At 68.2% G+C, this 13,113-nt stretch carries 16 protein-coding genes; 12 read left to right on the top strand and 4 right to left on the bottom strand.

Annotated features, from left to right (window positions below; genetic code table 11):
• Positions 1 to 6 precede the first annotated feature (6 nt).
• The gene (locus AB0J42_RS29095) at positions 7 to 2,103 is read right to left on the bottom strand and encodes a PQQ-dependent sugar dehydrogenase (RefSeq protein WP_364299929.1); all 2,097 of its coding nucleotides are present in this window, start codon (positions 2,101 to 2,103) and stop codon (positions 7 to 9) included.
• Positions 2,104 to 2,338: 235 nt separating this feature from the next.
• Here AB0J42_RS29095 and AB0J42_RS29090 point away from each other — a divergent pair, with 235 nt between their 5' ends.
• Complete coding sequence (locus AB0J42_RS29090; RefSeq protein WP_364299927.1) at positions 2,339 to 3,367, top strand: peptidase; 1,029 nt, start codon at positions 2,339 to 2,341, stop codon at positions 3,365 to 3,367.
• A 74-nt stretch (positions 3,368 to 3,441) separates the two neighbouring features.
• Positions 3,442 to 4,251: an SAM-dependent methyltransferase gene (locus tag AB0J42_RS29085; protein WP_364299925.1), complete on the top strand. Its 810-nt coding sequence runs from the start codon at positions 3,442 to 3,444 to the stop codon at positions 4,249 to 4,251.
• Positions 4,252 to 4,254: 3 nt separating this feature from the next.
• On the opposite strand, the gene AB0J42_RS29080 is transcribed toward AB0J42_RS29085, so the two are convergent.
• On the bottom strand, positions 4,255 to 5,064 hold the full coding sequence (locus AB0J42_RS29080) for a helix-turn-helix transcriptional regulator (protein ID WP_364299923.1): 810 nt from the start codon (positions 5,062 to 5,064) through the stop codon (positions 4,255 to 4,257).
• Between the two features lie 347 nt (positions 5,065 to 5,411).
• Between AB0J42_RS29080 and AB0J42_RS29075 the strand changes: the two genes are divergently transcribed.
• From AB0J42_RS29075 to AB0J42_RS29045, 7 genes are all read left to right on the top strand, one after another.
• A complete protein-coding gene (locus tag AB0J42_RS29075; protein ID WP_364299921.1) occupies positions 5,412 to 5,861 on the top strand; it encodes a hypothetical protein in 450 nt (149 codons plus the stop codon).
• Between the two features lie 10 nt (positions 5,862 to 5,871).
• The gene (locus AB0J42_RS29070) at positions 5,872 to 6,468 is read left to right on the top strand and encodes a cell wall protein (RefSeq protein WP_364299919.1); all 597 of its coding nucleotides are present in this window, start codon (positions 5,872 to 5,874) and stop codon (positions 6,466 to 6,468) included.
• A 190-nt stretch (positions 6,469 to 6,658) separates the two neighbouring features.
• The gene (locus AB0J42_RS29065) at positions 6,659 to 7,426 is read left to right on the top strand and encodes a MauE/DoxX family redox-associated membrane protein (protein WP_364299917.1); all 768 of its coding nucleotides are present in this window, start codon (positions 6,659 to 6,661) and stop codon (positions 7,424 to 7,426) included.
• Between the two features lie 120 nt (positions 7,427 to 7,546).
• Positions 7,547 to 8,515, top strand: coding sequence for an endonuclease/exonuclease/phosphatase family protein (locus tag AB0J42_RS29060; protein ID WP_364299915.1), 969 nt, complete (start codon positions 7,547 to 7,549; stop codon positions 8,513 to 8,515).
• Positions 8,516 to 8,751: 236 nt separating this feature from the next.
• Positions 8,752 to 9,123 carry a type II toxin-antitoxin system RelE/ParE family toxin gene (locus AB0J42_RS29055; RefSeq protein WP_364299913.1) on the top strand — a complete coding sequence of 124 codons (372 nt, stop codon included), beginning with the start codon at positions 8,752 to 8,754 and terminating at the stop codon, positions 9,121 to 9,123.
• Entirely contained in the window at positions 9,120 to 9,476 is a 357-nt protein-coding gene (locus AB0J42_RS29050; protein WP_364299911.1) for a helix-turn-helix transcriptional regulator, read from the top strand. The genes AB0J42_RS29055 and AB0J42_RS29050 overlap by 4 nt, the downstream gene beginning before the upstream one ends.
• 133 nt (positions 9,477 to 9,609) lie before the next feature.
• Positions 9,610 to 9,738 carry a hypothetical protein gene (locus AB0J42_RS29045; RefSeq protein WP_364299909.1) on the top strand — a complete coding sequence of 43 codons (129 nt, stop codon included), beginning with the start codon at positions 9,610 to 9,612 and terminating at the stop codon, positions 9,736 to 9,738.
• 86 nt (positions 9,739 to 9,824) lie between these two features.
• Here the strand turns inward: AB0J42_RS29045 and AB0J42_RS29040 are convergent, their stop codons facing one another.
• On the bottom strand, positions 9,825 to 10,334 hold the full coding sequence (locus AB0J42_RS29040) for a hypothetical protein (RefSeq protein WP_364299907.1): 510 nt from the start codon (positions 10,332 to 10,334) through the stop codon (positions 9,825 to 9,827).
• A 184-nt stretch (positions 10,335 to 10,518) separates the two neighbouring features.
• Here AB0J42_RS29040 and AB0J42_RS29035 point away from each other — a divergent pair, with 184 nt between their 5' ends.
• From AB0J42_RS29035 to AB0J42_RS29025, 3 genes are all read left to right on the top strand, one after another.
• Positions 10,519 to 10,764, top strand: coding sequence for a hypothetical protein (locus tag AB0J42_RS29035; RefSeq protein ID WP_364299905.1), 246 nt, complete (start codon positions 10,519 to 10,521; stop codon positions 10,762 to 10,764).
• A 310-nt stretch (positions 10,765 to 11,074) separates the two neighbouring features.
• Entirely contained in the window at positions 11,075 to 11,374 is a 300-nt protein-coding gene (locus tag AB0J42_RS29030) for a hypothetical protein (protein WP_364299903.1), read from the top strand.
• 35 nt (positions 11,375 to 11,409) lie between these two features.
• Positions 11,410 to 11,886, top strand: a complete 477-nt coding sequence (locus AB0J42_RS29025) for a hypothetical protein (protein ID WP_364299901.1) — start codon at positions 11,410 to 11,412, stop codon at positions 11,884 to 11,886.
• Between the two features lie 324 nt (positions 11,887 to 12,210).
• Here AB0J42_RS29025 and AB0J42_RS29020 read toward each other — a convergent pair whose 3' ends face one another.
• Positions 12,211 to 12,678 carry a DUF6223 family protein gene (locus tag AB0J42_RS29020; RefSeq protein WP_364299899.1) on the bottom strand — a complete coding sequence of 156 codons (468 nt, stop codon included), beginning with the start codon at positions 12,676 to 12,678 and terminating at the stop codon, positions 12,211 to 12,213.
• Between the last annotated feature and the right edge of the window lie 435 nt (positions 12,679 to 13,113).

Genomic DNA, 13,113 nt, shown 5'->3' with positions numbered 1-13,113 from the left:
GATCTCCTAACGGGTGGGCTGGAGCACGACCTGGTCGGTGCCGGTCAGCTCGGGCAGGCCGCCGGTGCCGGGGTCGCTGTAGCTGGCGACGAAGACGCCGGTGAGGTTGTCGTTCTCGGGGTCGTGGCCGCCCGGCTCGGTGGTCTGGATGGTGCCGGTGCAGCCGCGGGCGGTGGTCTGCGGGTGGCCGTGGTCGTCGTGGCCGAGGATGTAGTCGACGGTCACCCGGGCGCAGTCGACCGGCTGGTCGTCGGTGACCCGCACCTCGAACTCGACCACGTCGCCGAAGCTGAACCGGTCGCCGTCGGCCGGGCGGACGAACTCCACCACCGGGGTGTCGTTGCCGACCACGATCCGCACCGACGTCGCGGCCGACCTGCTGCTCGGGTCGCTGACCCGGAGCGTCGCCTCGTACAGGCCGTTCTCCGTGAACGTGTACGAGCCGTCGGGGCGGCGGGAGTCGACCCGGCCGTCGGCGTCGAAGTCCCACGCGTACCGGAGCCGGTCGCCGTCGGCGTCCGCGGTGCCCTCGCTGGTGAACCGGACGGTGAGCGGGGCGCGGCCGGCGGTCGCCGAGGCGGTGGCGGCCGGGACGGGGGTGTGGTTGCCGGTGTTGCCGATGTAGTCGATGCGGGAGAGCCGGGCGTCCGGGTTCTCCTGGAAGTAGCCGTCGCCGTACTCCAGCACGTAGAGCGCGCCGTCGGGGCCGAACTCCATGTCCATCGGGTTGTCGAAGACGAACGACGGGAGCACGTCCTCGATCCGCCCGCCCCGGTGGAACGCCTTGACGTAGTCGCGGGTCCACTCGTAGAAGAGCGGGACGCCGTCGTAGTGGCGCGGCCAGCCCACCGCGTCCCGGCCGCGCGTGTTGCGGTGGTCGAAGGCGTAGGCGGGGCCGGCCATCGGGCCGATGCCGCCGGTGCCGAGCTGCGGGAACTCCGCCGACGGGCCGTAGGAGTACCACACGTCGGGCTGGACGACGGGCGGCAGCTCGCGCAGTCCGGTGTTGCGCGGCGAGTCGTTGACGGGCCGGGCGCAGTCGAAGGTCTCGCCGGATGCGCCGGTCGCGAAGTCGTAGTCGACGTACGGCAGGCGCGCGGTCGCGCAGTAGGGCCAGCCGTAGTTGCCCGCCTCGCGGATGACCGTCCACTTTCCGGTGCCGGCCGGGCCGCGCGCCGGGTTCGGGCTGCCCGCGTCGGGCGAGTAGTCACCGACGTACAAATCACCGGTGGACTTGTTCAGCTCGATGCGGAACGGGTTGCGCAGGCCCATCGCGTAGATCTCCGGCCGGGTGCCGGGGGTGCCGGGCTTGAAGAGGTTGCCGTGCGGGATCGCGTAGGAGCCGTTGTCGCGCACCTTGATGCGCAGGATCTTGCCGCGCAGGTCGTTGGTGTTGCCGGAGCTGCGCTGGGCGTCGAAGGCCGGGTTCCGGTCGGCGCGCTCGTCGATCGGGGTGTAGCCGTCGGAGAAGAACGGGTTGGTGTCGTCGCCGGTCGACAGGTAGAGGTTGCCCTCGGCGTCGAAGACGATGTCGCCGCCGACGTGACAGCAGATGCCCCGGTCCACCGGCACGTCCAGGATGCGCTGCTCGGTGCGCAGGTCGAGGGTGCTGCCGGTGAAGCGGAACCGGGACAGCCGGATCAGGCCCTGGAACGGCTCGAAGTCCTCGGGGGCGCCGGTGAACGGGGCGTCGCCCTCGTTCACCTCGGGGGTGGCGGGGTCGTCGACGGGGGTGTCGAGCGGCGGCGAGTAGTAGAGGTAGACCCAGTCGTCCTTCTTGGAGCCGCGCCCGAAGCCGGGGCTGATCGCGATGCTCTGCAGGCCCTCCTCGTCGTGCTGGTAGACGTCGAGGTCGGCGGCGAGCGTGTTGAGCCCGGTCTTCGGGTCGTGCAACCAGACCTCGCCTTTCCTGGTCGTGTGGAACACCCTGGAGTCGGGTAACACCGCCAGGTCCATGGGCTCGCCGGGGCGGTCGTTGAGCGTGACCTTCTGGAACCGGTCGTCCGGGGGCGGGGCGCTGGTGGTCTCCGCGGCCTGGGCGGCCGCGGCGGGCATGAGGATCGCCGCAGCAGTCATGGCCGCGATCGCGGTTCTCGCTCTCATGCCTCTCCCTTCGGTCAGCGTGAGGGGGTGGGTGACAGCGAAACACCGTGAATGTAACTCGGCTTTCGCCGGTCGAGGAGGGCCTAATCACGGGGACATGACCGACTTCCGCGTCTGATCGGACAAAGTCATGATCTTTTGGGCTGCTGCCATACCCAGCTGCGATCGGTTTGAGAAAGATGAGCCGGTTCGTGCGTACCTCCTGACGGCAGATTCCGGTCTTCGGGAGGTTTTCATGCACCGCAGAGTCGCCCTGCTCTCCGCCGCCGCGCTCGCGCTGGCGGGGACACTCGTCCCCGCACAGGCGCAGGCAGCCGACCACCGGCCGGTCCGGTGGTCCGGCGCGGACTCGTCGTCGGAGCGCAGGAACGTCCTGCAGTACTGGACCACGCAGCGGATGCTGGCCGCGCAGCCGATGGACACGATCGATGCGCCCCGGCGGGCCCGGTCGAGCCGGCCCGGCCGCGGCGAGCCGTGGTCGGCGAGAGGGACGTCGGCGCGGGCGAACCAGCGGAACTCCTGGCGTTCCCAGGGGTCCACGCGCGGTGGCGCCACCCGGCAGGCCGCCGTGCCCGACAGCCGCGGCCTGCGCTGGACCGACGGCGGGGCCGTCGTGCGCACCAGCGGGCGGCTGTTCTTCACCACCGCCCAGGGCGCCAACGCCTCCTGCTCGGGCACGGCCGTGACCAGCGCCAACGAGAGCGTCGTGATGACGGCGGGGCACTGCGTCAAGCTGAACGGGGCGGCGCACCGCAACGTGGCGTTCGTGCCGGCGTTCGACAACGGCCGGCGGCCGTTCGGCACCTGGGTGGCGACCCGGCTGTTCACCACCCAGCAGTGGAACGCCCGCGAGGACATCAACTTCGACATCGCCGCCGCCGTGGTCGCCCCGTTAGAGGGGCGGACGCTGACGGACGTCGTGGGCGGGCAGGGGGTGGCGTTCAACCAGGCGCGGCAGCAGCAGATGTTCCTGTTCGGCTATCCGGCGGCGGCGCCGTTCGACGGCTCGCGGCTGATCTACTGCAGCGGGCGGGCGTTCAACGACCCGGTGGCGACCCGGGGGCAGGGGGTGCGCTGCAACATGACCGGCGGGTCGAGCGGCGGCGGCTGGTTCCTCGGGTTCAACGAGCAGACCGGGCTGGGCATGCTGAACTCGGTCAACAGCTTCACGTACGACTTCGCGCCCGGCTTCATGTTCGGCCCGTTCTTCGGCGACGAGGCGATGCGGGTCTACCAGGCCGCGCAGAGCACCGACGCGCTCTGAAACGGCGCTGGAAAAAGGGAGGGGTTCGTCGCTACGTTGAATCAGCGTATCCCGACACAAGAGGAGAAACTCGTATGACGGGTGAACCCCCTCCCCCCGGCTCCCGTATCGACACGTCCACCCCTCATGCCGCCCGGATGTGGAATTACTGGCTGGGCGGCAAGGACTACTACGACGTCGACCGGGTGGCAGGTGACCAGTTCAGCGCGGCATTTCCGGACATTGTGCATATCGCGCGACTTTCTCGTCACTTAATCGCACGAATCGTGCGTTACATGGTCAACGAGGCAGGTGTGCGGCAATTTCTCGATGTCGGCACGGGGCTGCCCACCGTCGACAACACCCACGAGGTCGCGCAGCGGGCCGACCCCACCTGCCGGGTGGTCTACGTGGACAACGACCCGCTGGTGCTGACCCACGCCCGCGCGCTCCTGGTCGGCACCCCGGAAGGCGCCACCGACTACATCGAGGCCGACCTGCGCGAGCCAGAGACGATCATCGCCGCCGCGGCCAAGACGCTCGATCTCACCCAGCCCGTCACGCTCATGCTGATGGGCATCGTCGGCTTCATCAGCGACGAGGACGACGCGCACGGGATCGTGGCCCGGCTGATGGACGCGCTGCCCTCCGGCAGCTACCTCGCCCTGTGGGACGGGGTCAACGTCGTCACCGGCGAATCCCTCGACCAGGCCCAGGACGACTACAACGAGACCGACGCCGTCCCGTACGCCCTGCGCACCCGCGAGCAGTTCACCGCCTTCTTCGAGGGCCTGGAGCTGGTCGAACCCGGCATCGTGTCCGTCCCGCTCTGGCGGCCCGACCCCGACCCGCTGGCCGATCTCAAGGAGGTGGACGCACTGGTCGGCGTCGCCCGCAAGCCGTAGAACTCACAGCTCGTCCATGATCGTGCGCAGCATCTCCGGCGTCTCCGCCGGCGGGGGCGCGTGCACGCTCAGCTCGTTCAGCAGGTGCCGGTACGGGCGCACCTCCACGTCCTTGGTGAGGTACTGCGCCCCGGCGAGCTGTTCGAGGTAGACGATGTCGTCCAGCTCGGCCTGCGAGAACCGCAGCAGGGTGATCGGGCCGATGCCGAGCGCGACCTCGGCGCTGAACGGCAGCACCTGCAGCGTGATGTGGGCCAGCCCGGCCATCTCCACGAGGTGGCCGAGCTGGTCGCGCATCACGTCGCGCCCGCCCACCAGCCGCCGCAGCGCGCCCTCGTCCACAATCGCCCAGAGCCGCCGCCCGGACGACGCCAGCAGCTCCGCGCGCCGCATCCGCAGCGCCACCCGCTGCTCGATCCGCTCGCCCGGCTCCTCCTGGCCGCGGGCGATGACGGCGCGCGCGTACTCCTCCGTCTGGAGCGGGCCGGGGATGTGCTGGATCTCGTACGTACGAACGAGCTCGGCGTCGTGCTCCAGGCCGAGATAATCCTCGAACCAGTCGGGGACGACGTCGCGGTAGTCCTGCCACCAGCCCGGCTGGTTGGCCTGCCGGGCCAGCAGGAGCAGCGGCGCGCGCTCGGCCGGGTCCACGACCTCGTACAGGGTGAGCAGGTCGGCCACGTCGCGGGCCTTGAAGCCGCAGCGCCCGCCCTCCATCCGGCTGATCTTCGAATGCGACCCGCGGATGGCGTATCCGGCCTGTTCACGGGTGATTTTCTTCTCCTCGCGCAGCCTCCGCAGTTGCGACCCCACCAATATGCGCAATGCGGTCGGCCCGCTCCGCGGGGAATCCCCGCCCACGTTTTCGGTCAGACCCCTCATATCGCGATAAATCGGCATAAGCACTCCTTTATGCCTTCGCCGCCCCACCCCTGACTCGGCCATCGTCCGTAATCCTGCCACGACAAATACCGCAATCACCAAATATCACACCAGCTCGTGAACACACCGTCACCACACTGGTACAGAAAAGCACGCATCAGCGCCTGACCAGGACACTCACCCCAACCCGCGAGCCGCGCCCCAAAGAGGGCATTGACGGAAGATTCTTACATGTTATTCATAGATCAAGTCAAAAACCTTCAGAGAGAGGAGCTGACATGGCCCGAAGCGAGTCCGCCGACCCGCCCGCCGACTTACTCGGACCCGTCAGGGGCGAAGTCTCCTGGTTCTGCTGCGGCACGGCCTGGGGCCCGTGCAGCAGCACCGGCAAGGGAGCCTGCGGCACCTGCAACTCCGGCAGCCTCCAGCACGCCTGGCCCAACACCTCCGACGCCTGCTGGGCGATCACCCGCCCCGACCGGTGCGGCGTCGGCCTGTCCCGCCGGACCTGCGGCTTCCGGCACCGCACCACATCCCTCTGCGGCGGCGGCAGCGTCGTCACCACGATCGCCGACTGCGGGCCGCAGACCGACCTGTTCTGCGGCGAACGCAGCTGCTGCGGCTCCACCTGCGCCAACAACCGGCTGATCGACCTCACCCCGGCCGCCTTCAGCCGCATCGCCTCCCTCTCCGCCGGCCTGCGGCCGTGCGAGATCGCGACCGGCTGAGGAGGCGGCGATGACCAGCAGAAGAAACCTGCTCAAAACCGCCGTGCTCGGCGGCGGCGCCACCGTCGTGGCCGCCACCGCGCTCGGCTCCCTCGGACCGGAAGCCGCCTTCGCCGACAAGTCATACGACGCCGAACCCGGCGCCCCCGACCCCAACTTCGCCGAAGGCCGCATCCGCACCATCAAAGACGACACGCTGCTCGTGCTCGGCTCCAACATGGTCTTCCACACCATCCGGGTCGTGAACGGCACCAGCCTGTGGAAACTCGGCCCGGTCCCCTTCGAGGCGGCCCAGCCGGGCGACGGCCTCTACGCCCGCGGCGTCCTCATGCCCGACGGCGTCCTCGCCGCCGAGTCGGTCTGGCTGAACATCGTGAACATCAAGGGCCACATCAAGAACATCTCCGACCGCAAACTCCACCTCGACCACCACGGCAAGGAGGTGCTCTGCCACGTCGTGCCCGGCAAATCCGTCGCGATCCGGGCCGAGGCGCCGCCCACCTCCGACCTGTCGATGCTCAAAGTCAGCCAGCACGTCCAGATCCTCGGCGCCTGGCGCCCGGACACCAACGAAGTCGACATCGCCACCGTCTTCTCCCCCCACTGAGGAGGCGGCCCTCAAGGGATCGCCCTCCTCCCCCTTCACCGCTGAGGAGCCGGCGCGTGCATGGGATGGCCGCACGCACTCGCACTCTTCCTCACCACCCCCTTCACCACTGACGAGGCAGCGCATGCAGGGGACCGCCGCGTCCCAGCAGCGCGCACTCGCCACCCCCCATCACCACTGAGGAGGCAGCATGCAGGGGATCGCCGCGTCTCAGCCGTACGTACTCGCTCTTTTCCTCGGCTGGGCAGGGCTGCTCAAGCTGTTCAGCCGCCGGATGCGGGCGCAGGCCGGGCAGACCGCGCTGGCCCGGCTCGTCGGCCAGGCGCGCGCGATCCCGGCCCTCGCCGCCGTCGGACTCGTCGAAGTGGCGGTGGCCGTCACCCTGGCGCTGCCGCCTCACTCCCCCGCCGAGGGCGCCGCGGCAGCCGTGCTCGCCGCCGGTTTCCTCGCCTACCTGACTTACGCCCGCCTCGCCGCACCCACCTCGTCGTGCGGCTGCCTGGGCACCCACTCCCGCCCTGTCGACCGGCGCGGATTCGGCAGGGCGGGCCTCCTCCTCGCCGCCGCCCTCTTGTCCCTCCCAGCAGGCCCGCATCCGCCGATCGCGGCGCTCGTCGTAGCGGAGATCGCGATCCTGCTGGTCCTCTCGGCCGAACTGGACACCTACTGGCTCACGCCCCTGCGCCGCCTCCTCGTACAGCTGCGCAGACCACTCGCCGTGCCGCCGTCGCGCGAGGTCCCGCTGGAGACCTCGCTCCGCCTCCTCTACCGCAGCCCCGCCTACTGCTCGGCGTCCGCCTACCTCTCCTCGGACGTACGGGAGACCTGGGACGAAGACGGCACCCGATTCATCGTCTACGGGGCAGGCGCCCGGACGGCGGTCTTCGCCATCCCACTCACCGGAGACGACCCCGGGGCCGTCCGGGTCGCCCTGGTGGAAGAGCCCGCCCCCGCTTGATCATCAAAGCCCGCCCCCGCCTGACACTCATCAGAACCCGCCCCCGCCTGACGCTCATCAGAACCCGCCCCCGCCTGACGCTCATCAGAGTTTAAGAATGGCCACCTAGAGTTCGTGGCCGTGCTCAAGGTTGCGGAGGAACCGGCCCGGGTGCGGCCCCGGCGGTCACGGTTCCTCGTCGTAGTTGCGGTGCTGTTCGCCGCCGGGACGGCGGTGCGGCTCGGCGGGCTGGAGTTCGGGCCCCTCCTGGTGCCTCTCGTGTCGTTCACCCCGTACTTCGCGGTGGCGGCGCTGCTCACGCTGGCGTGGGCGCTCCTCATGCGGAGCCGGGCGGCGACGGCGATCCTCCTGGCGGTCTGCGTCTGCCTGGCCTGGCTCGTGATCCCCCGCGCCATCCCCAGCTCGGCCCCGACTGAGGGAAGGCCGCTCCGGCTGCTCACCGCCAACCTCAACGGCGGCCGGGCCGACGCCCAGACCGTCGTCGACCTCGTACGGGAACTCGACATCGACGTGTTCAGCGTGCAGGAGCTGACCTGGTCGGCGCGGGAACGGCTCACGGCGGCCGGGCTAAAGGAACTGCTGCCGTACGCGGTCACCCAGCCGATGCCGCGCGGCCCGGAAGGCAGCGGCATCTACGCCCGCCACCCGCTGCGGGAACGCTCCGGCCTGTTCCGGCGGGTGGGGCACCACATGCCGGTGGCGCAGGTGGCGCTCCCGGGCGGTGCTCCGGTAGAGGTGGTGGTCGTTCACCCGGTGGCGCCGGTCCCGTGGACGGTGGACGAGTGGGAGGCGGGCTTGTCGAACCTGCCGCCTGCCCCCTCTGACGGGCCACCTCGTGTTCTGGCGGGCGACTTCAACGCGACCCTGGACCATGTGGTGTTCCGGCGGCTGCTCGCCACCGGCTACACGGACGCGGCGGCGGCCACCGGAAACGGCCTCAAGCCGACCTGGCCGATGCGCGCCCTCCCGCCATTGGTGGCCATCTCCCACGTACTCACGGACGCGCGCGGGGCGGCGGTCTCTACCCAGGTCCACGACATCCCCGGCTCCGACCACCGAGCCCTCTCCGCCGACCTGCGCGTCCGCTGACCCGGCGCTGGATTCGTGGGGAGGTCCTGGCGGCGGCCAACACTTCCACTCCCTCCGCTGGGGCGGACCGCCACTCGACCAGCACCGAGTGTTTCCCGCTTGTTCGGGCTTTGATCAACACTCGTCGACGCCAAGGGAGGACTAGGACGAGCAATCGAGATCGTGGAAGAGCGCGGGGTGGGCCTGGCACTCGTTTCTGCTGTGGGTTACCATCGAGAACATATACTCTCGATGGTATGTCTCAGTGGGAGATCGACCTAGAGCCGGAGGTGGAGTCTTGGCTGGACGGACTTTCCTTTCCGCTCTACCAGCGGGTCATGCGGAACGTAGACGACTACCTCGTCACTGGCGGAATCCCTGACGGGGACCACGTGAAGAAGCTGAAGGATGCCGAAGGGGTGCACGAGCTGCGTGTTGCTCTCGACCGCACGACCTGGCGGTTGACGTTCTGGAAGCCGTCGAACAAGGTGATCGTGGTCCTGACCGTCTTCCGCAAGACGCAGGACGGGACACAGACCCCCGACATCGACCGAGCCATCGCCGCCAAGAAGCGGTGCGAGGCAGAGCACGACCTGACCACTACGCACGTGTTCGAGAGGAGCGCATGATGAGTCATAGCCGTTGGGAAACCTACAAGGCGAAGCGTCTGCGCGAGATGGAAGCGGATGCGCAGCCCCACCCCGAATACGAGCAGGCGGGCCGTGACCTGGAGCTCGGAGACCAGTTGCGCGAGATTCGCAGGCGCCGAGGCCTGTCTCAGAAGGTCGTAGCGGAGCGCTCAGGGATGTCCCAACCGGCCCTGTCTCGCATCGAAGGCGGCGGCGGCATTCCGGATATAACGACACTGCTGCGCCTTGGTGCGGCAATGGGGGTTCGGTTCCGCCTCGAGCTCATCGTTGACGACGACACCATTGAAATCGAGCCTCTAACGGTGCATCACCGACAGCTCACAAACGCATAGTTGCAGCCGCAACTCCAAAGCCACTCCTTCGGGGCGCAAGCCATGCCCTCTCTGTCAGACTGCTGTGAGACATGGGACGAACGAGCCCTTCTGATATGAAGCAGGGCGAGACAGGACGACCACGACAGTGACGATGACCCTCGCCGACCAGACCGCGATGACGGGGCAGGACGGTCGGGTGACCTCCCAGCAGCCGGAGCGGCCCAAGCGGCGCACCTTCACCAAGGCCTACAAGGCGCGGATCCTGGCGGCCTTCGACTGACATGTCCATGAACCCGGTGAACGTTCGTGCTCACCGCACTAGGTGCTCGCCATCGAGGCGCGGACTCACGATGAGGTTGCATGGGGTTACCACGTTGCCTGCGTCGCGTGCCGGTGATGTTGGGTGAGTTCGAGCCGCGTGCGAGCGGTGGCGGCGTACGAGCCGCGCCCGGTCTCCTCGTAGCCGTCGCCGGTCCAGCGCAGCACGAAGTAGACACCGGCCTCCGAGGCGAACTGGTACTCATCGCAGCAGGAGGTTTCGTGGACACGTACGTGCCCGACGTGCGGGGTGTGTGGTTCCCAGGTGTGCATCAGCTTCGCTCTCCGGTAGGGGGTGGCGTCCTCGACAAACACACGGGTGGCCTTGTCCGTGTCGACGCGAAACACGATCTGACCGGGCAGGTAGGAGGGGTTACGGGCGTGGCGGTCGAGTCGTACAACCCGGATGACACCGGTGGCGCCGGGCGACAGATCACGCAGAGCGGCGAAAAGGAGTTCAACCGCCCGTCCGCTGCGGTCGGTCACGCCTCCGGCGCCCCGGTAGCCCATACGATCGCGAACTCCCCAGGAGTAGAAGCCGTCCGTATCCAGATTCACGGGTCCATCACAACGGTGAGTAACCCTGTGCGTACAGATGTGGTTGAGGGACACTGAGAGCGACGAGCGCGTCACCTTCCCCCGGACGAGGTGCGACGACGTGACAGGGCAAGACAGGCTGTCCTCTTGGGCCGAGCGCATACGGCACGAGCGGCGGAGCCGAGGATGGTCGCAGAAGAGACTGGTGGCGGAGCTCTTCCGAGCGGCGGGTCACGACATCACGCTGCCCGAGGTGGCCTCCGTGCTGCGTAGGATCAAAGATCACGAGGCGGGGCGGCGGCCGAAGGATCCCTACCCGCTGCTCTACTGCCGGGCGTTCGAGCTGACCGAGGACAAGCTGTTCGAAGCTCCGCCGAGTGTGCCGGCGCCCAACGACGATGTCACCGTCACGGTCACATCTCCTGTCCTGCCTTGGGTATGTTCCAGGTGATGGCGGAGCTGTCGAAGATCGCCGCCACCATGTCGTGGGACTGCGGCATACAGACCGCAGCCCAGAAGTACTACGTCCTGTCCTTGCAGGCGTCGAAGCCCTCCGGGGACCAGCCGTTCGGTGCGAGCGTTCTTGCATCTATGGCGTACGCCAGCTTGGCAGACCCGAGTCGTTCCGTCGTGCCTTCGGGCAAGCGGAGGACACATTCGGGGGCGTCAAAGCGGCTGACCCCGATCCGGCTTGGATCACTTACTTCGACAGCGCCGAGCTCGCCGGTGTGACGGGTGGTCGGTATCTGGAGCTTTCCCGCGTGGATCGCCGGTTCGCCGACGATGCCTGTGCCTACATCGGGCGTGCTGTCGGGCTCCGTGAGCGTACGAGTTCGCGGGGGCTGGTGCTCGACCAGGTGGGTCTGGCGCAGGCTCATCTGCTCAACGGCGACCTGGATGAGGCCGTGACGGTCGGTTCGGCTGCGATCGACAGCGCCGGCCGGGTGCACTCCGATCGGGTTCGTGTGCAGCTACGCGAGTTCTACCTGGAGATCGCGACACGCAAGGATCCGGTTGTTGCGCCGTTGCGACAGCGCATCCGCGAAACGCTGGCACGCTAGGCATTGCCAACGTCCGCGAGCAGAAGGGCGAGAAGATGCGCGTCGGCGTGACCGGCCACATGGACCTGACCCAGGCGACGGCCCAACTCGTCGCCGAAGCGCTGCACGCGCACCTGGAGGTTTCCGGAGACGACCTGGTGGGGGTGTCGTGCATCGCTCGCGGGGCCGACAGCCTGTTCGCCGAAGCCGTCCTCCAGGCCGGCGGCGCTCTGGAGGTGGTGCTGCCGTCGAGGGATTACCGCGAGGCCAAGGTGAAGCCGGACCATGCCGAACAGTTCGACCGGCTGCTGAAAGCCGCGCAGCGTGTACGGGTCATGGACTTCGATCACGCCAGCCGGGATGCGTATGAGGCTGCCAACGAGGCCGTGATGGGGTCGGTCGACGAGATGGTGGCGGTGTGGGACGGGCAGCCCGGTACAGGTAAGGGCGGTACGGCCGAGGTTGTGGCGGAGGCGCGTGCGCGCGGGTTGAAGGTGAGGGTGATCTGGCCGGAAGGCGCGGCCCGAGGATGAGACGCCTGACTCGTACCTTAAGTGGCGCTCGATCATCAAGTCGGCGATGTGACGGTCTGCCGCCGGCTTCCGGATGGACGGGCACGGGACCACGACAGTGCGGGCACCCTTCGAGCACTGGCCGCCGTGGGTAGTGGGCGAACGTCTCCCGAAGCCGTCCCACCACCGCAGCCAGTCCGTGGTTCATCTGACCAAGTGTGGCGGCCAGAAGCCGTCACCTTGAGCTCTTCGGCAACCCCACCACCGGCTCTACGATTCGAGGGACGGTTCGCCGTGCGGCGATCGGGGTGTGAACGGGCATCGCGCGCTTGGATTCCGCTGCGGTCAGCCGCTCAACTCGATGCGACGGGAGCGGGCCAGAGCCAGCCCGCCGAGGGCCGCACCGACCAGCCCGAGCACCAGGGCCAAGGCAGCCCCGAATACTCCGTTGCCGGTGCCGAGACCACCGTCGGCGACGGCCAGTTTCACCGCGCCGTTGAGCCCGCCGGTCAGCCCCGCCACCAGGGCCACGATGGATCCCACCTTCCCGCTGTTGCCGATACGACGGACGGAGCGCAGCGCCAGCCAGCCGATGACCACGCCGCCCAGCGCCACCAATGCGGCCACACTGGCCCAGATTCGCTCAGGGGTGCCGAGGAAAGTGTCGACGCCCTGGCCCGCGCATTCCGCCGGCGTCGTACAGACGGGCGAGGCCGCCTGCGTGGCAAGCACCAATAGGACGGACATGAAGTTCCCCTCCGCTTTCTGCAGCTCGACGCTAGAACTATGTCCGCTGAACCTGTCGCCGGTCATCGTGCTGACGGAGACATCTCTCCCTGCCGCAGACGCCGCACGAGCCGCGGAAATCTACTGCATCCGCGGTAGGCCCGTACGTCTGGACTGTATGTAGCGGGTCATAGCGGCACGGCGAGCGGCAACCGCATTGAACGATTCGCAGCTGTATAGATGCAGAGAAAGTCATTTAGTGACGACGTCGCCTGTCGTTGCCCAAGCGGCGGAAGTGGCTCTTAGAAAGCTGATTGCCATACGCGATGCCGTCAGAGCCGGCGTCAGGCTGAACACCAAAGAATTTCACGACGTATATCACGACTTCGCGGAATCGCTCTGGAATCTACGCGTGACTGTTCGAGCCGATCTCGGGCTGAGTCGTTTCCGGCCGGAAGACCTCGGCCAAGTTTCCCCGCCTCGCTCCACTTCGCATGGACGCTCACCGCCGCTCACGGCGCG

This window comes from Nonomuraea sp. NPDC049649, assembly GCF_040675175.1.
In the GTDB taxonomy this organism is placed as follows: Bacteria; Actinomycetota; Actinomycetes; order Streptosporangiales; family Streptosporangiaceae; genus Nonomuraea.
Note: the sequence above shows the minus strand (reverse complement) of the source record. Positions and strands in the feature narration are given on the sequence as shown.